The organism is Synergistetes bacterium HGW-Synergistetes-1 (genome assembly GCA_002839185.1).
In the GTDB taxonomy this organism is placed as follows: domain Bacteria; phylum Synergistota; class Synergistia; order Synergistales; family Synergistaceae; genus Caenicola.
The window spans coordinates 21,521-42,135 of record PGXO01000009.1 but is presented as its reverse complement, the minus strand read 5'-3'; the positions used below and the strand labels follow the sequence as shown (position 1 = coordinate 42,135).

Here is a 20,615-nt window from a genome sequence, read left to right as displayed (position 1 = left end):
ATTATGTAAAAGTTTGTTGTTAGTCCTGAAAACCTTCAGCGTTCTGGATCCTGCCAATAAATTTCCAGCTGGATCCCGCAGGGGCTTTTGCAGGGGCAAAAGATACCACTCTTGCTGCACTTCCACACATAGCTGCAATTGCTGCTGAAATAACGGCCAGAAGTTCTCCGTCATCTCCAACTGCAGGAACGGCTACCGCTTTTGCAGCGGGTGATGCCGGTGCAGAGGGTGCTGCAGGTGCACTTACGGGTGCTTTTTTGCATCCGTCGATAGCTCTGCAGACATGCTTCATTCCCATCATTATGAACATGAGACCCATAATGACGATGAACACGATGCTGAAAGCTATCAGAGACATAACAAGTCCGCCGCCAACACCTGTAAAATGGGCAGCTACTGCGCTCTGAGTCATTTAATTCTCCCCCTTAGTTAGGCAGGATGCCATGTTTGCGTTTCGGACGAAGCTCGCACTTAGACTCTGTCATTACAAGAGCCTGATAAAGTGCCGGCCTGGTCTCTTCCGGAAGAATGACCCTGTCAACGAAACCGCGGGCTGCTGCGCAATAGGGGTTCGCAAAGGCTTCTTTGTATTCATCTATCATCTGAGCTCTCATAGCCTCTTTGTCTTCTGCTGCTTCGATATCTTTACGGAAAATGATATTCGCCGCACCTTCGGCTCCCATGACTGCTATCTGTGCCTGCGGCCATGCAAGGACAACATCTGCTCCAAGGTCTTTGCTGCACATACCAAGATATGATCCGCCGTAAGCCTTGCGAAGTACTATCGTGATCTTCGGGGCTGTGGCTTCGCTGTAAGCATAGAGCAGTTTGGCTCCGTGACGTATTATACCGCCCATTTCCTGGTTGAGTCCGGGGAGATATCCGGGAACGTCTTCAAATGTAACGATCGGAATGTTAAATGCATCGCATATGCGTATGTGACGGCTTGCTTTGTCAGAAGCATCTATGTCAAGGCATCCGGCCATGAATTTAGCCTGGTTTGCAATGATACCGATCGATCTTCCGCCTACTCTCGCAAAACCGGTAACGATGTTACGGGCATACATTTCCTGGACTTCGCAGAAGTCTCCGTTGTCAACGATCTTTTTGATGACATCACGGACATCGTACCCTTTGTTGGAGTTGGTTGGGACCATCTCACGAAGGGCTGGATCCATTCTTGCCGGATCATCAGCTGTTTCTATGAATGGAGGCTCTTCCATATTGTTGCTGGGCAGATAGCTAAGAACTTTTCTCGCCTGTGCATAGCACTCGGCTTCATCTTTCGCGAAGAAATGTGCGCAGCCCGAGGTTCCGTTGTGTGCCCTGGCTCCGCCGATCTGCTCTGAAGTAACGTCTTCTCCTGTTACGGCCTTGATGACCTGAGGACCGGTGATGTGCATGATACCGATCTTGTCGACCATAAACACGAAGTCGGTAAGAGCAGGGCTGTAAACAGCTCCTCCTGCGCATGGACCGGCTATTATGGAGAACTGAGGGATAACGCCGCTTGCCTTGACGTTCTTGAAGAATATGTTTCCATATCCGGAAAGGGCATCTACCGCTTCCTGGATACGCGCGCCGCCTGAATCGTTGATACCGATGCAGGGAGCTCCGTTGGTAAGGGCCAGATCGAGTACTTTACAGATCTTTTTCGCATGCATTTCGCCAAGGGAACCGCCCATTACTGTGAAGTCCTGGCTAAATAGATATACGATACGCCCGTCAATGTTTCCATACCCGGTAACCACGCCGTCTCCGAGAAAAACTGTGTCCTGAAGACCGAAGTTTACACAACGGTGTTCAACAAACTCATCGATCTCAACAAAGCTACCTGGGTCGAGAATTGCTTCGATCCGCTCACGTGCGGTCATCTTGCCCTTCTCGTGCTGTTTGGCAATGGCCTTTGCTCCACCGCCCTGTGCGGCCTTTTCCCGTTTTTCTACGAGACTTGCGCACAGTTCGTCAATCGTCTTGTCCGCCATTACTACTAACCTCCTTGATGTTCTGGAACTTTCGGTACTTTTTTAGCAAGGACTCCCGTGCTGCATATACAACACGGGGGTCCTTCTTAACCCTATATTAGCGTTCGCTCAGTTCGAGCAGAATGCCTCCGGTCGCCTTGGGATGGATGAAGGCGATTTTTGCACCGCCAGCGCCAAGGCGCGGTTTTTCATCGATAAGGCGAATACCCTTTTCCTTAAGTTCCGCAAGTGTTGCCTCGAGGTCATCTACTCTTATAGCCATGTGGTGAATTCCTTCGCCCTTTGCTTCGATAAACTTTGCTATGGGGCTTTCGGGGCTTGTGGCTTCAAGAAGTTCGACTTCAGTATCCTTTAGGGGCAGAAATGCTGTCTTTACCTTCTGTTCGACAACTTCTTCCACACCATGACATTTGATACCCAGAGTGGCTTCCCAGAGCTTGAGAGATTCATCGATGTTTTTTACTGCTATTCCGATGTGGTCGATAACTGTTGGTTTCATGACCTATGCCTCTTTCGATCTCTTTTCAGCGACTGCCTTTTCAAGCCAGGCTATTGTCTCTGTTGTGGGTGTGCCGGGACCGAATATGGCTCCGGCTCCGAATCCCAGAAGCGTAGGATAGTCTGACTCTGGGATAACTCCTCCACCGAAAACTATGATATCACTTGCATTCTTTTCTTTGAGGAGATCAATGATCGTCTTGAAACAATATTCATGAGCTCCGGAAAGAATGCTTATTCCAATGGCGTCTGCATCTTCCTGGATAGCGGTGGCTACGATCTGCTCTGGGGTCTGACGAAGTCCTGTATATATTACTTCCATGCCTGCGTCTCTGAATGCTCTGGCAACGACCTTTGCGCCGCGGTCATGGCCATCAAGTCCAGGTTTCGCAACAACTACGCGAATTTTACGGTCCATCTTTTTTTCCTCCTTATCAGCTCTCTAGAGATCCTAAAGAACCACGTTTTCCTTGTATTCGCCAAACACTCCGCGAAGAACTCCGCATATCTCGCCTTCTGTTGCATAATGGCGGACCGCATCAAGGATAAGGGGCATGAGGTTCTCTTCGCCCTGCGCTCCCTTGAGTATTGCTTCAAGGCAGTCCTTGACCTTTACGTTGTCGCGGTTTTCCTTCATTGCACGGAGTTTCTTTATCTGGTTGACTCCAACGCTTGCATCAACTTTAAGGAGTTTGCGTTCAGACATGTCTTCTTCGACCTGGAATTTGTTGACGCCGACGATAATGCGGTCGCCTGATTCGATCGACTTCTGATACTGATATGCGGCATCCTGGATGTTCTTCTGGGGATATCCTTTTTCAATAGCAGTCATCATTCCGCCCATCTCATCTATCTTGTTGATGTACTCCCAGGCACCATCTTCGATCTCTTTGGTGAGAGCTTCAACAGCGTAGCTGCCTGCAAGAGGATCTACCGTGTTGGTGATGCCTGATTCATAGGCTACGATCTGCTGAGTGCGGAGAGCAATGCGGACCGACTTGTCTGTCGGAAGGGCAAGTGCTTCGTCGAGGCTGTTGGTGTGGAGGGACTGTGTTCCTCCGCATACGGCTGCCATTGTCTGGATGCCTACGCGAACGATGTTGATCTCCGCCTGCTGTGCTGTGAGGGTGCATCCTGCTGTCTGAGTGTGGAAGCGGAGCATCTGGGCGCCCTTGTCTGTTACGCCGAAACGTTCCTTCATGATCTTCGCCCAGATCTTGCGTGCAGCGCGGAACTTCGCAACTTCTTCGAGGAAATCGTTGTGCGAGTTGAAGAAGAAGGAGAGGCGCTTCCCGAAAACGTTCGGATCCTGCCCCGATTTAATGGCTGCTTCAATGTAAGCGATACCGTCTGCAAGAGTAAACGCAACTTCCTGTATGGCTGTCGATCCGGCTTCCCTGATATGATAGCCTGAGATCGAGATCGTGTTCCACTTGGGTATGTTGTTGCTGCAGAATTCAAAGATGTCCGTGATGAGTCTCATCGACGGCTTGGGAGGGAAGATGTATGTTCCCCTGGCTATGTATTCCTTCAGGATGTCGTTCTGGATGGTCCCTGAAAGTTCATTCATCGGGGTGCCCTGTTTCTCTGCTACCGCTATGTACATGGCAAGCAGGACAGATGCAGGTGCGTTTATCGTCATTGATGTTGAGACCTTGTTGAGCGGTATCTGATCAAAAAGGATCTCCGCATCAGCAAGACTGTCGATCGCTACTCCGACCTTTCCGCATTCTCCGATCGCCATTGGGTCGTCTGAGTCGTATCCTATCTGGGTGGGAAGGTCAAATGCAACTGAAAGACCGGTCGTCCCCTGACTCAGAAGATAACGATAGCGTCTGTTGGAATCTTCTGCTGTTGCAAAGCCGGCATACTGGCGCATCGTCCAGAAACGGCCGCGGAACATTGTTGGCTGAACTCCCCTTGTATAGGGGTACTGTCCTGGAAAGCCAAGGTCCTTTGAGTAATCAAGACCTTCAAGATCCTCTGGGGTATATGTTCTCTTGAGGGGTATCCCTCCACCTGTTGTGAAGTTTTCCTTCCTTTCAGGGTTTTTCGCCAAAGTCTTAGCTACTGATGATTCATAGCACGTGCTGCCTTCTGCCACTTCCTGGAGCTGTTTTGGGTCAAACACTTACTCCGCCTCCTTATGAAACATTTCGTGACCGTTTTTTTCAGATCACCTGCACACTTAATTTGGGTTGTAAAAAATCACACCGTACTATTATCAGTCAGGTTTACGAAAATTGCAACATTTGACAGGTCATTTCAGACATATTGATCAAACGGAAAAATATATCGATTATGGAAGCTTTTTTGTAAATAAACGTAAAATACTTTGAAGCCTGCATTCACGTGAAGTGTTTCACCTTCTTTTAGGCGCTAAAAAATTGATTAAGCCTTGATTAAAAAATGAGCATCATGAAATGTCAGAATAATCTTTCTTGTTTGAAAATTATTACTTGGTCTTATTTGTAATGTTTTTAGTTTGATTTTTTGCTATCTTATCCTATCCTTGATGTTGCTGTATCATTATCAAATACATGTAAATACAAATAATCATGAAAGGCAGGTATGGCTATGCAGAAAGCGATAAAAATAACAAAAAATATCTACTGGATAGGCGGGAACGATCGCGAGACCGATCTCTTCGAAGGTCTCTGGACTCTTCCAAAGGGAGTATCTTACAACGCTTATCTGATCAACGATGACAAAATTGCGATAATCGACACTATTAAAAGTGGCAACCTTTCCGACTACATAGAAAGGCTCACCTCCGTCCTACCGGCAGGAAGGACAATAGATTACCTAATAGTAAACCACATGGAACCAGACCACTCCGGTTCCATAAGGATGCTTCGCCACCTCTACCCAGAGATGAAGATCATAGGAAACAAAAAGACTGTGGAAATGATCGACGCCTTTTACAATATCACTGAAAACATAATTGAGGTCAAAGAGGGGGATGTCCTGGACCTGGGGCACCACAAGGTGACTTTTGCAATGATACCGATGGTACACTGGCCTGAGAGCATGGTAACCTACGATACAACTGAAAAAGTCCTCTTTTCAACGGACGCCTTTGGTGGATTCAGCGCTCTTGAGGGCGGAATATTCGATGACGAACTCGATATGATCCACTATGAATATGAAATACTCCGTTACTTTGCCAACATAGTCGGAAGATACGCTTCACCGACTCAAAAAGCTATAGCAAAGGTACGGACTCTCGATCCAAGAATAATCTGCCCGGCACATGGACCTATACACAGGACTAACCCGAAGCACATAGTAGATCTTTATGACAAATGGAGCAGGCATGATACCGATGAAGGAGTCGTGGTAGTATACGGTTCCATGTATGGAAATACCAAATTCATGACCGACGCCATCGCCCGTTCGATATCAGAGGCCGGAATAAAAGACGTATTCGTACATGATGTTTCAAGGGACAACCTTTCATTCATGGTAGCGGACATATGGAGGTACAAGGGCTTGGTATTGGGCAGCTGTACATACAATACGGAACTTTATCCTCCGATGGCAGCTCTTTGCAGATCCCTTTCAAACAAAATGATGAAAAACAGGATCCTTGGCATATGCGGTTCCTACAGCTGGAGCAAAGGCGCCCTGGCAGAACTCCAGCTCTTTGCTGAACAGAGCGGGGACTGGACCCTTATACAGCCTTCGATCGAAGTCAAATCATGTCCTACAGAGGAAGATCTCGATCAGTGCAGACTGCTTGGAAAGAATGTTGCAGAAGCGGTAAAAAAACACTTCAAATAAATAGCTGATTTTATATGGCAAGATAAAAGCAGCCCCCCGAAACCTTAGTTATCGGGGGGCTGCTTCTGTGTTTGAAACTACCGGTCTATCTCGTTGATCTCAATATCCGGGATATACTGCTTAAAAATTCTCTTGAGATCTTCCACCTGATCCCGCTCAAAAAGCACTTTCCACCCTAAGCTGTCCCTCTCCAGAAATACCATGGTCTCTACCCTTTTGTGCATCAAAGTGATAAATTTTATTTCTTCCCACTTCATCACTTCTCGGTGGTGGGTTATCCAGGTGTGCGTCTCCTTTACCATTCCTATCGGGGATAAGTATACAAGCTTCTGATACTTGAGAACAAAGAAACTTGCAAAACCCAGAATGATGTTTGGCAGCACCTTATCTGTAATGCCAAGAGAATAATATCTCCAGAGAGTGCCTCCTATAAGATAGATGCCTATTGCTGCAAAGGTCGCGGTCTTATAGTTACTGGTGGTCCTTCCTGATCTTGAGACCAGGAGATTTTCAAATTCCGGCAGTTTTCCCTGCAATTTAAACTGCTCTTATCTTGCTAAACCAGATTCGCAGGACGCGTCTTTGAAATTACAGGTTCGCCTTCTTTGCCGCGCCATGCAATACCAATACCCATGTAGGTCAATAGGATTGCTACTATTGGGTTGAGGTAGTTCAGGAACGCATATGGAGCATATTCAAGCGTCGGCACACCAAGAACCGTAGTATGGTATGCACCGCAAGTGTTCCACGGGATAAGAACAGACAGGAGAGTACCTGCGTCCTCGAGCGAACGTGAGAGCATCCTAGGGTGGAGCCCTTTCTCCTCATAAGCAGATCTGAACATCGTTCCCGGCATCGCTATAGACAGATACTGGTCACCAAGAAAAATATCGCATACGAAGCAGGAGAGGATGGTCGCCGTTACCATTCCACCGACTGACTTGATAGGTTTCATTATAGCTTCAAGCATGACCTTGAGGAAACCGCATGTATCCATAGAGAAACCAAATGTGAATGCGCAGATGATGAGTGAGATCGTCCAGTTCATAGACTGCAGACCGCCGCGTTCCATAAGTTTAACGATGTCGTTCGCTGCTTCCAGAGCAATATCTGGAGCGACAGTGATGTTGCTCTCTGCAAGAACTTTGGCCAGAGCAGCCGCATCTTCTCCTGCACCGGCTATAGAGGCTGATACTGTGGGCACATAGCCGTACTGCATGATATTTAAAATTTCGCCAATTCCTGAACCATTGACCAGGGCAATGACAATAGCCACAAAGATACCTGCCCACAGACTTGGCAGGGCCGGTTTACGTGCAGCGGAAAGTCCAATAACAACAAGAGGCGCAATGAGCGTTACTGGGTTGATCCAGAATTCAGCTCTCATAAGTGCCTGGATGGCAGCGATCTTCGCGGCATCAAGTTCTCCGCCTGCATAACGGAAACCGATTACGATCGTGATAACAGCAACGATGATGTAAGTTGGCCCGGTGGTCCACACCATGGCTCTGATGTGCTGGAAAAGGTCGGTTCCGGCAACAGCCGGTGCCAGGTTAGTCGTATCAGAGAGCGGAGACATTTTGTCGCCGAAGTATGCTCCTGAAATAACTACGCCTGCCGTGAGAGGAGCTGGGATGCCAAGACCAAGCGCGATCCCCATAAGGGCGATACCGACAGTTCCTGAGGTCCCCCATGATGTACCGGTAGATAGTGATACGACAGAGCATATGAGCAGTGTGGCAAAAAGGAAAATTGACGGGTTAAGAATAGCCAGTCCGTAGTAAATCATGGTTGGTACTACTCCGCTTAGTATCCAGGTCCCGATAAGCGGGCCAACCGTATAAAGGATGAGACAGGCCTGCATGCCTGTCATTATGCCATCAATAATGCCTTTTTCAATTGTGGCGTAATCATACTTGAGAACTGCAACTCCGATCGCAATTGTAAGCATTGCGCCAAGGATAAGTGTAATGTGAATATCGACTTCCCATACCAGGACACTGGCCGCGATCATTGCCGCTACTGTTAAAAACAATGCAAGAGTCAACGCCAGTGAAGGTTTACGAGGCTCCATAATAAGACAACTCCCCTTTCAATTTTTGAAAAAAATAATAAAAAAAACAGTCGCAGGAATAAACAAAAGCTTGTGAAAAGAGAACTACCGATAAACCACCTCCGTCTTTCGAAATAATAACCGTCAAAAGCGGCTTGGCATAAAGTATGATGCAGCAAATGAAATGGGTACTTTTATTTTTACCCGTATAAGTAATTCTACTACCTTAACAAGTAATCTGTCTACTCTTGCACGTTCAATAAGGATCTGCTTTGAACAAATATCTGCAAGGTATATAATTAGAAAAAGCTGGACAGTGCTGAACTTTACGTATAAAGGGACCGGAGAGGACGTACCTTTCCTGACATTGACCTCTTCCTTAGTTCACAAAACAGAAATATCCAAAATAGGTAATTATTTTATAATGTACAGCTGCATTGGCTGTTTGACAGTATCGAAACCATATTATAATATCTGTGTTTCCGGCTGCACAATGTTGCGCCTTGGAGGTATGATTATGAATGTACCAATAAAGATCCTGGTCGAAGGATCCCTTTGTGTTGCATTATCTATAGCGCTTTCGTTTGTAAAATTGTTTGCCCTTCCTCAGGGAGGCTCTGTCAGCCTGGGGATGCTCCCGATCTTTATTTTTGCAATAAGAAGAGGAGGAACGGCAGGAATATCAGCAGGACTTACCGTAGGACTCCTGAGACTCTTTTTGGGAGGATACGTCGTCCATCCTCTACAAGCGCTGCTGGATTATCCTGTAGCAAGTGCCCTTTTGGGCGCTGCTGGTTTTTTCAGGACAAACAGGTACTTTGGGGTAGCTGCTGCTGCATTTTTGAATCTTTCTGCATCAGTCCTCTCAGGTGCGATCTTTTTTTCCGAGTACGCACCGGAAGGTATGAACGTATGGCTCTACTCACTTCTTTACAATGCAAGCGTTGTTATCCCTGAGGCTGTCATCTCTATGACGCTGATTTATTTCATATTGCCGCGGCTTGATAAAATAGGCAGGTAGATTTTTTCATATAACAAAATACCTCTTTATTTCACAAAAAAGGTTGATGCATTTTCTTTTTCAATATAGAATACGCAGGTGCGGGTTTCAGTTTTCCGCAAAAATACTTTTGAAACATAATCTAAGGAGGACTTCTTACAATGGCTAAAGCAGTAGTTGATCAGGATGCTTGTGTAGGTTGCGAGGCATGCGTAGGCGTTTGCCCGACATCAGCGATCAGTATGAATGATGGCAAAGCAAAGGTAGATCCCGACACATGTGTAGAGTGCGGGGCCTGTGTTGCTACCTGCCCTGTCAGCGCAATTTCTCAGTAATAATTACATCACGATGATATAAAAAAACCGGAGGCCTTCGCTTCCGGTTTTTTTATTTACTCTCTGACTGTTCTGATCCTGCAGCAATGATCAAGGGGACCTCTGTCCCTGCCCAGATCCAGTCCACTTTTCAACGCATCCGAGATGTACTCTTTTGCAGCCAGAACACTCTCTTCCAAAGAAAGACCCGATGCAAGCCCGCATGCTATTGCAGATGACAAAGTACATCCGGTGCCATGAGTATTGGGATTGTCTATCCTCTCAGAGTAAAACCAGATCTCTGATCCTTCGCGTGTTATGAGAAGGTCGTCCGCCCTGTCGACAAGATGTCCCCCCTTCAGAAGTACACTTGTCCCTGTTTTTTCTGCGATCATTCGTGCCGCCTCAGTCATGCTATCTCTTTCTTTGATCCTGATGCCGCTAAGAACTTCAGCCTCATATATGTTGGGAGTTATGACCCTGGCAAGAGGTATCAGTTCCTCTATTAGTGATCTCACCGCGTCATCTCTTAAGAGCCTGCTTCCGCTGGTCGATACCATTACAGGATCGATCACAATATTCACAGCCTCATACTCTTTAAGTTTCTTTGATATGATCCTTATCAGGGATGAATTCGCTGCCATGCCGATCTTGACAGCATCTGGCCGGATGTCCGTAAAAACCGCGTCTATCTGTTTTGCCGTAAACTCAGGGTCGACCTCCATAATTCCGAAAACCCCTGTACTATTCTGCGCTGTCAGTGCAGTGATAACGCTCATTCCGTAGACACCGAAGGCTGTCATCGTTTTGAGATCTGCCTGAATGCCCGCTCCGCCGCTGCAGTCGGAACCGGCGATCGTTAATACCTTTCTGATCATTTCGATCTCTCCTTTTGCCTTATTTGCTCGACAGCATTTTTTCAATAAGGGTCAACAGTCTTGCAGACGATACCATGACATCTTCTTTGGCAAATATCGCCGATACAACTGCTGCTCCAGCTATCCCTGAACCCGAAAGCTCCATTATGTTTTCTTCAGTAATGCCGCCTATTGCTACCACCGGTATGGAGACAGAATCGCAAATTCTTTTGAGTTCATCGAAGGACATTATTTTAGCATCCTCTTTTGTTGATGTTGAAAAAACAGCGCCTGCTCCTATGTAATCAGCCCCGCATCTTTCCGCTTCAAGAGCCATTTCTGCTGTTCCGGCGGATACCCCGAGTATCATAGAGCTGCCGATCTTCTGCCTTGCCTCAGATGCGCAAATATCATCCTGCCCGACGTGCACACCATCAGCGCCTGATGCCAATGCAGCTTCGATGTCATCGTTGATGATCAGGGGGATATTGTATTTATGGACTACAGCTCCAATTTTTTTTGCCAGGGTTACCAGTTCTGCAAATTCCATGTGCTTTTCCCTGAGCTGCACCATAGTCACACCGGCCCTCACAGCTTTTTCTACCTCTTCTTCCAGAGAGCTCCCTTTCAGCCATTTTCTGTCAGTTACGGCATATAGCTTTAATGAATTTTTATCTAATCTCAATTTTTACAGCCTCCCTCATCTTTTCCGGGGTCATTTTGCTTACTTCATCTATGATGTATGACCTGTAGGTAGAAGTTCCTCCGCCTTCGGAATTGAGCCGTTCAAAAGCAAACTCTCCCGCCACTCCGAACATTCCCGCTGCGGAAGCTGCAGCAACAGCGATATCTGAAGGGGCTGCCCCGCAAAAGGCACCTGTAATGACAGAGAGCATGCACCCTGTGCCGCTGACTTTTGACATCATGGGATGGCCATTTCTGACTATGCATAGATCTTTTTCCCCGGCGACTATATCTTTTGGACCGGTTACAGTGATCACAGCCCCAGTTTTTTCTCTGAGCTTCAGGATCAGGGAGATGACATCTGCAGGCAGATCGCCATCCAAAAGTTCCGGGTCGGACGCGTCAACTCCGCGTGTTTTTGACTCCCCTCCTGCTATGGCGGTTATCTCTGAAATATTTCCCCTGATGACAGCAAAATCTATTTCCCTTATCAGGTCCATTGCCGTTGCAGTACGCAGCGAGGAGGCACCCGCGCCAACAGGATCAAGGATCACCGGCCGTCCGAGTTCGTTTGCCCTCCTGCCTGCTTTGAACATGGAGGGGATCGTCCTGCTGTTAAGAGTACCTATGTTTATCACAAGAGCAGAAGAGATCGATACGATCTCTTCTGCCTCGCGCTCGTCATCCGCCATCACAGGGGAAGCTCCGCAGGCAAGCAGTACATTGGCGCAGTCATTTACAGTCACATAGTTGGTTATGCAGTGGACAAGAGGGCAGTCCAGCCTGACTTTATTTATAATTTCGGCAAACATATTTATTCTCCTTTCTGCTTTCAGCTTCTTGAAATAAGCTCTCTTGCTTTGCCTGCCGCAGTGGCAAGTACTATTACTGCTGCCATTACCGGCAGTGTGTTTCCAAAAACTGTCTCCATCGCCATGAACCCTCTGTAAAGAACAAATCCTGCGATCCAAAGGATAAAGTTGGAAATATTTAGGCTATCGCTGAAGTGATCCTTCTTCAGGATGAAGAAATCTGTTATGAGTATTGATATCATCGGGGCAAAAACAGACCCTATCAGGAAAAGAAAGTTTTCATACTGTTCTATTGGAGTAAAAACTGCGAGAGCAGTACCGGCTATACATGCAATAAGGGCAGTAGTCGTGCTGCTTACCTTGTCCGTTATGCTGCTGAAGCTCACTCCTGCGGAATATACATCCAGAAAAGTGGTAGTCACTGTCGAGATCACAATAATGAATACCGCGGCCACTCCAAGGCCGGCGCTCAGCATGATCCTGGCGATATCGCTCTCTCCCGTGAAGATCGAGGCTCCCAGACCTATCATGTACATCCACGTGCTGCCGGCAAAATATACCAGCACGCTTACCAGTGATGCTTTGCGTGGGTTTGAGGAGTTATGCGTATAGTCTGAGATCAGAGGCAGCCATGAAAGCGGCATCGCCGCCGACAACTCAACAGCGCTCCCAAAACTCATGCTGCCAACAGTCGCAGTTGCAGTGTCTCCCTTGAATATTATGAAGCTGAGAAGTACTGTAAGAGAAAAAAGGGCTGCCATAGTGAAAGTGTTTATCTTTCCGAGGTTTTTTATTCCTATTTTTATCCATACTATTATCAGGAATCCTATCACCACACACCAGAGAGAAGAATTGTATGTCCCTGTGTACTTTTCTGCAATGACTGCAACTGCCCGGCCGCCGCCTATGATCATCACCGCTGTCCAGCCGACGAGTTGAGTCACATTCAGCACGGAAAAAAAGATAGAACCCTTTCGACCGAAAGAAATTTTAACAGTCTCCATCGCGCTTTTTCCGGTTTCTGCCCCTATGCGGCCTGCAAGATAAAGAGGTATGCAGCCGATTATATGACCTATGACGACAGCAGCTGCTCCTTTCGAAAAACCGAGCGGTGCAATAAGGCTCCCCGTCAATATCTCCGCAATCGATACAGCCGCTCCGAACCATATAAGCGCACTTCCAAATACTGTCGTTCCCTGTTTATCTTCCATATCATTTCCCCCATCTCAAAATAAAAAGCGGGAAACGCCATCTCCGCGCTTCCCGCTAAATTTTGCAATTTAGTGCGTTCCCTACGTTGGCATTATCCAAATCAGGTCCAGGGTCGAAGTCGATTACTTCCTCTCAGCCTGCCATGCAAGCTCCCCGAATATTCAATTGTCCATGTATTATAGCTCCGATGCGAATGTTTCTGCAAGGGCTGTCACAGCATCAGATCATCTGTTCTGTCCATATCTTTTCCTTAGATCATCAGCTTCGCATCTGACCTGCTCGTCAGATAGCACTACTCCACCCCCTGCAGATTTGGCAAGGATGTATATTTTTGAAAAGACCTCAAGCATCTCACATCTCATCAGGGCTTCGTCCAGATCCTTACCAACACACAGGGCGCCATGGTTTGAGAGAAGGACTGCGCTTCCCCCTGCAAGAGAGCGGGCAGCGCTTTGAGCAAGCTCTTCTGTTCCTATCGGAGCATAGTCTGCAACAGGTACAGTTCCACCAAAAAGAGCAACCTGATTGTCCGTGATCGGGCAAAGAGGCTGCCTGGCGGCGGCCAGTACCGTGGCGTATACGGAATGCGTGTGTATCACAGCGTTTATGTCTTTTCTCAACTGGTATATCTTCATGTGCATCTCTTTTTCTATGGACGGTTTTCTTGCGCCTTCAACTACTTTTCCTTCGTGGTCCAAAAGCACCAGATCTTCCGGGACCAGGGCACTGTAGTCCATCCCGCTCGGTGTTATGAGAATACCTTTTTCTGTCCGGCAGCTTATGTTGCCTCCTGTGCCCTGTATCAGGCCCTTTTCTGAAAGGAGGATGCCTGTCTTTATAATTTCTTTTCGCATTTCAATATCAGTGACCATCTTCATCCCTCGCCAGTCTGCTCAGTAGAGGTGTTATCAAAAGATTGACAATACCAATTATAAGGAAAATATTGATTATCGATATCTTAAACATCAGCATCAAAGCTACAAAAACAGCAGAAAGCACCATTCCAAAAGAGTCTGTTATGTTGAGGCAGGCGACGACCCTTGCCCTGTGCTCGTCAGAGCTCCTGGACTGCATCAGAGCATACATGGGAACGCTGAAGATGCCTCCCGAAGCTGCAAGCATGAGGAAAGAAAATATCACTCCCCAAGAACCCGGTTCTGATATAAACTCCATTACACCCGCAAGCTCGCCTGTCTTTGGCACTGTCAGACTGAAAAAATAAAGCAGAAGAGTGGCAGCCGTCATGCCTATGCAACCGAATGGGACCAGTCTGGCAGAGATTTTTCCCTTAAGGAGCCTGTTGCAAAGGGTCGAACCAAGACCTACGCCAACAGAGAATACGACAAGGAAGAGCGTTGATACCTCTTCGTTGCCTCCCAGTATGTCCTTTGAAAAAGTAGGGAACTGCGAGAGGAAGACTGAACCCAGAAACCAGAACCAGCTGATGCCCAGGATCGACCTGAAAACTATCACGTTCGGCCTCACATAGGAGATTATGTCCATCGTTGACCTGAAAGGATTCCAGTCTATATTCATTCGGGGAACGGAGGGTTCTGCCTTTGGTATCAGAAGGCTAGAGATAAAACCCAAGATAGCTACACCTACTACTCCCGCTGAGATAAATGTCCTACCGGCGGGATGGAGTATAAAGAGGCCACCGCATAGAGTCCCCGAGAGGATTGCTATGTATGTGCCTGCGCTTACAAGTCCGTTGCCTGCAACAAGTTCGTTTTCATTCAGGTGCTGGGGAAGTATGCTGAATTTCAGCGGTCCGAAAAAGGCCGACTGGGCTCCCATAAAAAAGAGGAGTATTATCAGGCCCCAAAGGTTCAAAAAGGTAAAGGCAGCCGCGGTGAGTACCATCAGCACTATCTCTATAAATTTGATGATCCTTATAAGGAAGGACTTTTCATACTTGTCAGCAAGTTGTCCGGCTGTCGAAGAGAAAAGGAAAAAAGGAAGTATGAAGAGACCTGCGATGGAGGTTATGAGCAACTGTGCGTTCAGTCCATATTCATCTGCAAGCCTGAATGTGATCAGTATGACAAGGGCATTCTTGAACAAATTGTCGTTGAATGCCCCGAAAAACTGTGTAAGGAAAAGCGGGAGGAATCGTCTGACTGTCAATAGTTCGAACTGTGTCTTTATCTTGGCGTCCCCCTAAACATCTTTTGTATCCTTCATCCTCTATTTCTTTGCCACATCTTCCAGGGAGATCCCCCTGGTATGTTCTGTCTTTACCCATGTTCCCTGATCTTTTGCCAGGAAGGCGGCCTTGAAAATTATCGGTATCCATGTAAGCCCGAACCAAAAATATGCAAAGGTATCCTTCACATATTTCAGCGTAAATTTTTTCTCGTGCATTGAAGGACCTACTATCACGCATATCAGGCAGAAGGCGATTATGAAAAATATCGGAAGTCCGAAAAATAGCACCCAGTCGATCATCGTCTGGGGAGTGCTTTCGGACACGGTCGGAAAAAGGACCATATTGTTTATAAGAGTATATGCCATACCCGCTATCATTATTATTATTCCCAAACATGATTTAGCCGGGGCAAGCAGATAGAGGAAGAGATCGAGGTACTGAAGCCTCCTCGTTACGAAGAAAGACTTCAGTGCATCTCTCCCGTAGTGCCAAAACACCCAGTAATGGCCCTGCATCCATCTCGTTCGCTGACGCTTTGAAATAGCCATGCTCTGTGGTTTTTCATCATAAATTACCGCTGCGTCGTTCCAGTGCACCCTGCTGCCCGATAGGATTAGTCTTGTGGACATTTCCAGATCCTCTGTCAGGCTTTCGAGGTTCCAGCCGATCCTTTCAAGGGTCGCAGCCCTGATAACGAGACCTGTCCCGCCAAGTGTGCATGAGAGTCCCCAGAGCCCCCTCGCAAGCTGCCAGAACCTGTTTGAAAACCAGTAAGCCAGTGCATAAGATCTCGTCAGCCAGTTATCGTCCGGATTTTTAACGTCCAACACGCCCTGTATAGCCTCTGCCTCAGGATGGAGCTCCATGTAGTTGTTCATATTCATAAGGAAGTTGACATCGACAAGGTTGTCAGCATCGAACATGGCAAGGGCATCCGCTTTATCCATCGGCAGCTGGCCCAGTGCCCACCTGACATTCCAGGTCTTGCCGTTTCGCTCTTTATCAAAACGCTCCAGGGCTACCGCACCGCTCATGCGGGCAAGTTCGGCAGTATTGTCCTGGCAGTTGTCACACGATACATATACTGTATAGCAGTTTTTGGGGTAGTTCTGTTCAGCCAGGCTTTTAAGAAGGGGCGATATGACCTGGGCTTCGTTATGTGCCGGAATAAGCACGACGAACCTGCGATAGCGTTTTGCCCGTGACATTTCTTTCTGGTTCCAGAACCCCCTTATGCTTACTATTATCTGATAAGCTCCATCGCACATCAGGAGCGCAAGCAGAGAATAGAGGACAAACTGCAGTATCCACCATCCCCACCATATAAACCAGTATACTAATTCCTGTGAACCTTCCATTATTTCATTCCTCCTGCGAAAGAGCACAAAAAAAGACCTTCAAAAATTTATTGTCTTTGGTGAAGGCTTTAAATACCTACCCTTTAATCAAGAATATCATTTATAAGATTTTTTTCGAGAATAGTGTCATTATAGCTCAGTATGAGATCAACTTCCTTAGTAATTTCATCATATTCTGAAGCATCTATTAATTCATGCGTAATTGTCCTTGTGGCTCTATTGACGGCAGGCTCTACAAATACCCCATCAATAATATATGAACCGTTACGGAAAATCACAGGGTACGGACCGTTATCAAGAGAAAGGTCCTTTCCAAAATATGTACCTATTTTTATCCCCAGCAGTCCAGCAGCCGTCGGCATTATATCCATCTGTCCGGTATCTGTAAATACGGTTCCTTTTTTTCCATTAGCACCGGGGATATGGAATATCAGCGGCACCCTCCTTGTATCCTTCCATTCTATCGACTCTTCGATCTTCTTTCCTGTCAGCTTTTCCATTTCTTCCTTATATGCTATAGGCACCGCGGGATGATCCCCGTACAGCACTATCAGGCTTTTCTGATCCAGGCCTGAGGTCTTCAGACCCTCCAGAAATCTGCCAAGTTCCCTGTCAAAGTAGTTCATTGCAATGATGTAGTCACCAAGCAGGGTCTTTCTCATCTCATCAGGCAAGGGAAAAGTTCCGTCATCCAGGCCTTCGAAGTTGTACGGATGGTGACTGCTCAGCGTTACTATGAATCCATAGAAAGGTTCTTGGGTCATTTTAAAAATGTTAAGCGCTTCGGTGAAAATGGCCCTGTCGCTCAGTCCCAGACCTAGGACCTCTCCTTTTGGAAAGGTATTGCGGCTGTACTGCCTGTCAAAATAGAGCTTTGGATGCATCCTGTGGCAATTCCAGAATGAGCTGAAGGTTCCCTGGACAACAAAAGTCCTGTAACCCTCTTTTTTAAGTGTTTTCGCCAGAGAATTGTAGCTGTTGTTTGCAAACCTAGTGTAGGCAGCACCAGATGCGGATGGGAAAAAACCAGTGTTGGCCATGAATTCCGAATCGCTGCTCAGGCCGCCTGCTGTCTGATCCCAGGTCTTTGGAAAATATAGGGAGTTCTCGGCAAAACGGTTTAAATTAGGAGTGACTTCTGTTCCGTTGATCTTCATTCCGACAATAAACTGCTGGAGGGCCTCGCATTGTATCATGATCAGGTTTTTGCCTTTGGCAGGTGAAATCATGTTTGTTTTTACTCTGCCTTTGAACCATCCGCGCATCTCATCGATCTTCTGCTGCGGGACATAACCTGGTTCAAATGCCCTGACGGTAAGGGAGATCACATCCCCCCAATGGAAAGAGGCTGCGCTTACCCAAGCGCAGACTGAAAGTCTGTCATACATAGCACTCATTATGTTTGGTCTCTGTTCTCTGAGCCTGTACCCTGCGGCGATCTGCACAAAGACCGCAAAAAAAAATATAAGCAGCGAGACTCCTATCCTTTTCACCGTGACCTGTTCAAAGCATAGAGTTATGCGTTCTTTTTTGAGCAGCCAGATCATTATCGGGATGTCGGCGAAAATCAGCACGTCCCACAATTTGAGCAGCGACCATATGGATTTGGCGATCAGCCCTGTCTGCGGAAGAAGGAGTATATCGTGGAATATGAAGATATCTGAGTAATATCTGATAAAGAGCACATCTGTGAGTACAAGGATCGAAAAGAGTGCGTCAATGATCAGCAGAGTCCTGCCCCTGTATTTAGCCGGAACCAGGGAAACAGGTATCATTACCGAAAGTATCGCTCCAAGAGAGGGGACAGCAACAGCAAGGGCCCTGAGAGTGTGCCTTGCAGGATGGATCTTCATTGTCCCGAAAGAGGGCCAGTTGAGGACATCCGCGATCATGTAATCTACAATGAAAAATTTGATCCATACCAGCAGTGTCATCAGGATCAAGATCCTCAGTTCCTTTTCACGGCATTCCATTTCTTTTACCGGCAGGATCCGCATTTTTTCAATCTTCCCTCACAATCTCAGGCACCAGGTCATGTTCAAGTATCATATCGCTGTATCTGAGACGTTTCTTAACTTCCTCGGCCATTGGAGCATATTTGCCGTAATCAAGAACTTTGCCCTCAGGCATCTCTCTTGCACTTCTTGACGAGGGCTCTATAAAGACATTGCCTGTTATAAATGAACCGTTCCTGAATATTACCGGCTCACTTCTGTCTTTATCAAAAAGGCTCGTTCCGAATCCTGCATTGAATTCGAAACCCATAAGATCTGCAAAAGTCTCAGGCAGATCTATGAGACCTGCTGTTTCCTTATTATCTTCCGAGGGGTCCTGGATACCCGGGATCTTTATCATAAGAGGTATACGCTGCATGTATTTCCATTCCCAGTCATTTTTTAGGCTTCTGCCTAGAAGTTTTTCGAGGCTCGACCTGTCCCAGCCAGGAATAGCTGTGTGGTCTCCGTACAAAGCTATAACAGAGCTGTCCAAAAGTCCATTTTTCCTCAACCCTTCAATGAAACTTCCGAACTTGTCGTCAAAATACTTCATCGACGTAAGATAGTTGCCCATCAGCGTTCCCTCAAACGGCGATGTGTTAAGTTGCGCCTCTTTGAAAATTTCTTCGAAGTTATATGGGTAGTGGCTCGTCAAGGTGATCAGAAAAGCGTAAAAAGGTTTTTGCGTCTTATCAAGAATATCGAGACTCTGCCTGAAGAAACTGGCATCACTAAGGCCCATTCCGATGTTTTCATCAACTATGAAGTCTTTTTTGCTTATAAAACGGCTGAATCCCATAGAAGGATACATCCTGTGCCTGTTCCAGAATCCCGGTCTGTCCCCGTGAAGCGCTAACGATATATATCCAATGTCAGCCAAAACCTTTGGCAAAGCCTCATACCGGTTTCCTGCAAACCTCGTATATGCTACTCCTGACGCAGATGGATAGAGTCCGGTATTGACTATGAATTCAGCGTCAGAACTGTTTCCGGAGGCAGTCTGGCTGTATATCCCGCTGAAATATGCGGATTCCCTTACGAATCTGTTGAGGTTCGGTGTCACTTCTGCTCCGTTTATACGCAGGTCTATCACAAATTGCTGGAGGGATTCGACCTGGATTATGATAAGGTTTTTGCCCTTCGCGGAACCGTTTAGATATCCAGGTGATCTTCCTCTCTTCTTTTCATTAAAAAAATTTTTCACTTCGGAGATCTGTGAATCAGAGAGCTTCTCCCTGAAAAAAAAGTGCCCTGCCGCGTTTTTAACATCCGCAAGATGGTATGTCAGTGCACCGATATTGTTGCTGACAGCTGGCCTGTCCCACATAGAACTCAGCACGTCCGGCATCCTTTTCTCGTAAGACCAGAACCTGTACACTACCGGCAGCGCTCCTACAATGATCAGCAGCAGAGAGACAAGAAAGCGCTTTATGCCAACTTTTTTAAAAAAGGGAACTGATCTGAATTTTCGCGAGATATATATATAAAAGATCAATAGTGGGATATCAGCAAAATAGAGGAAGTCAGAGGGGTGTATGAGAGCGGCCACAGAATCTGCGATCTCTCCCACCTGTGCGGAAAGACCGATGTTCATGAAGGTGAACATGTCCGAGTAATAACGCAGGTGCAGCAGATCTGTTACCGCAAGCAGCGAGATCAGAAAATCGACAGTAAGAGCAGAAAAAGCCCTAAGCTTCCTCCAGAAGAGAGAGACCGCAACAGTGAGACAGAGGACTATTCCTGCAGACGAAGCAGCAGAGGCAGGATATCTTGTTACCTGCATGGATATTTTATATTCAAGGAAATAAAACTTGATGAAAATAACGGCGAACAAAAGTAGAAAAAAAATGAATTCCCTGCGGTCGTTATCTTTTTTTGCATAATAAAGTCTCTGTTCTGAGAACCCCATACCT

19 protein-coding genes and 1 riboswitch are annotated in these 20,615 nt (G+C 46.8%); of the genes, 3 read left to right on the top strand and 16 right to left on the bottom strand.

Features of this window, described 5'->3' with window-relative positions; genetic code table 11:
• Positions 1-19: 19 nt before the first annotated feature.
• From CVV54_08325 to CVV54_08305, 5 genes are all read right to left on the bottom strand, one after another.
• Positions 20-412 (bottom strand): sodium pump decarboxylase subunit gamma, encoded by a 393-nt coding sequence (locus tag CVV54_08325; protein ID PKL03924.1) that lies wholly within the window; start codon positions 410-412, stop codon positions 20-22.
• A gap of 13 nt (positions 413-425) precedes the next feature.
• Positions 426-1,985, bottom strand: coding sequence for a methylmalonyl-CoA carboxyltransferase (locus tag CVV54_08320; protein PKL03923.1), 1,560 nt, complete (start codon positions 1,983-1,985; stop codon positions 426-428).
• 97 nt (positions 1,986-2,082) lie between these two features.
• Positions 2,083-2,484 carry a methylmalonyl-CoA epimerase gene (gene mce, locus CVV54_08315; GenBank protein PKL03922.1) on the bottom strand — a complete coding sequence of 134 codons (402 nt, stop codon included), beginning with the start codon at positions 2,482-2,484 and terminating at the stop codon, positions 2,083-2,085.
• Positions 2,485-2,487: 3 nt separating this feature from the next.
• Positions 2,488-2,901 carry a methylmalonyl-CoA mutase gene (locus CVV54_08310; protein ID PKL03921.1) on the bottom strand — a complete coding sequence of 138 codons (414 nt, stop codon included), beginning with the start codon at positions 2,899-2,901 and terminating at the stop codon, positions 2,488-2,490.
• Between the two features lie 33 nt (positions 2,902-2,934).
• Complete coding sequence (locus CVV54_08305; protein ID PKL03920.1) at positions 2,935-4,614, bottom strand: methylmalonyl-CoA mutase; 1,680 nt, start codon at positions 4,612-4,614, stop codon at positions 2,935-2,937.
• A gap of 446 nt (positions 4,615-5,060) precedes the next feature.
• Here CVV54_08305 and CVV54_08300 point away from each other — a divergent pair, with 446 nt between their 5' ends.
• A complete protein-coding gene (locus tag CVV54_08300; GenBank protein ID PKL03919.1) occupies positions 5,061-6,266 on the top strand; it encodes an FprA family A-type flavoprotein in 1,206 nt (401 codons plus the stop codon).
• 77 nt (positions 6,267-6,343) lie between these two features.
• Here CVV54_08300 and CVV54_08295 read toward each other — a convergent pair whose 3' ends face one another.
• Together CVV54_08295 and nhaC are read right to left on the bottom strand one after the other, a co-directional pair.
• On the bottom strand, positions 6,344-6,802 hold the full coding sequence (locus tag CVV54_08295; protein PKL03918.1) for a hypothetical protein: 459 nt from the start codon (positions 6,800-6,802) through the stop codon (positions 6,344-6,346).
• A 20-nt stretch (positions 6,803-6,822) separates the two neighbouring features.
• Positions 6,823-8,340 carry a Na+/H+ antiporter NhaC gene (gene nhaC, locus CVV54_08290; protein ID PKL03917.1) on the bottom strand — a complete coding sequence of 506 codons (1,518 nt, stop codon included), beginning with the start codon at positions 8,338-8,340 and terminating at the stop codon, positions 6,823-6,825.
• Between the two features lie 496 nt (positions 8,341-8,836).
• Between nhaC and thiT the strand changes: the two genes are divergently transcribed.
• Positions 8,837-9,340, top strand: coding sequence for an energy-coupled thiamine transporter ThiT (thiT, locus tag CVV54_08285; protein PKL03916.1), 504 nt, complete (start codon positions 8,837-8,839; stop codon positions 9,338-9,340).
• A 140-nt stretch (positions 9,341-9,480) separates the two neighbouring features.
• Positions 9,481-9,654 (top strand): ferredoxin, encoded by a 174-nt coding sequence (locus CVV54_08280; GenBank protein PKL03915.1) that lies wholly within the window; start codon positions 9,481-9,483, stop codon positions 9,652-9,654.
• Positions 9,655-9,710: 56 nt separating this feature from the next.
• Here CVV54_08280 and thiD read toward each other — a convergent pair whose 3' ends face one another.
• The 9 genes from thiD to CVV54_08235 all read right to left on the bottom strand — a co-directional run bounded on the left by thiD (position 9,711) and on the right by CVV54_08235 (position 20,611).
• Positions 9,711-10,511 carry a bifunctional hydroxymethylpyrimidine kinase/phosphomethylpyrimidine kinase gene (gene thiD / locus CVV54_08275; GenBank protein ID PKL03914.1) on the bottom strand — a complete coding sequence of 267 codons (801 nt, stop codon included), beginning with the start codon at positions 10,509-10,511 and terminating at the stop codon, positions 9,711-9,713.
• A gap of 19 nt (positions 10,512-10,530) precedes the next feature.
• Positions 10,531-11,175, bottom strand: coding sequence for a thiamine phosphate synthase (gene thiE / locus CVV54_08270; GenBank protein ID PKL03913.1), 645 nt, complete (start codon positions 11,173-11,175; stop codon positions 10,531-10,533).
• On the bottom strand, positions 11,162-11,986 hold the full coding sequence (locus tag CVV54_08265) for a hydroxyethylthiazole kinase (protein ID PKL03912.1): 825 nt from the start codon (positions 11,984-11,986) through the stop codon (positions 11,162-11,164). The genes thiE and CVV54_08265 overlap by 14 nt, the downstream gene beginning before the upstream one ends.
• 20 nt (positions 11,987-12,006) lie before the next feature.
• Positions 12,007-13,197, bottom strand: coding sequence for a putative hydroxymethylpyrimidine transporter CytX (gene cytX / locus CVV54_08260; GenBank protein ID PKL03911.1), 1,191 nt, complete (start codon positions 13,195-13,197; stop codon positions 12,007-12,009).
• Positions 13,198-13,257: 60 nt separating this feature from the next.
• Positions 13,258-13,362, bottom strand: a riboswitch (TPP riboswitch).
• Between the two features lie 60 nt (positions 13,363-13,422).
• Positions 13,423-14,076: a class II aldolase gene (locus CVV54_08255; GenBank protein ID PKL03910.1), complete on the bottom strand. Its 654-nt coding sequence runs from the start codon at positions 14,074-14,076 to the stop codon at positions 13,423-13,425.
• Positions 14,060-15,346, bottom strand: coding sequence for an MFS transporter (locus CVV54_08250; protein ID PKL03909.1), 1,287 nt, complete (start codon positions 15,344-15,346; stop codon positions 14,060-14,062). The genes CVV54_08255 and CVV54_08250 overlap by 17 nt, the downstream gene beginning before the upstream one ends.
• A 39-nt stretch (positions 15,347-15,385) precedes the next feature.
• Positions 15,386-16,705, bottom strand: coding sequence for a glycosyl transferase family 2 (locus tag CVV54_08245; GenBank protein PKL03908.1), 1,320 nt, complete (start codon positions 16,703-16,705; stop codon positions 15,386-15,388).
• 83 nt (positions 16,706-16,788) lie between these two features.
• The gene (locus tag CVV54_08240; protein PKL03907.1) at positions 16,789-18,702 is read right to left on the bottom strand and encodes a hypothetical protein; all 1,914 of its coding nucleotides are present in this window, start codon (positions 18,700-18,702) and stop codon (positions 16,789-16,791) included.
• Between the two features lie 4 nt (positions 18,703-18,706).
• Positions 18,707-20,611: an LTA synthase family protein gene (locus CVV54_08235; GenBank protein PKL03906.1), complete on the bottom strand. Its 1,905-nt coding sequence runs from the start codon at positions 20,609-20,611 to the stop codon at positions 18,707-18,709.
• Positions 20,612-20,615 lie beyond the last annotated feature (4 nt).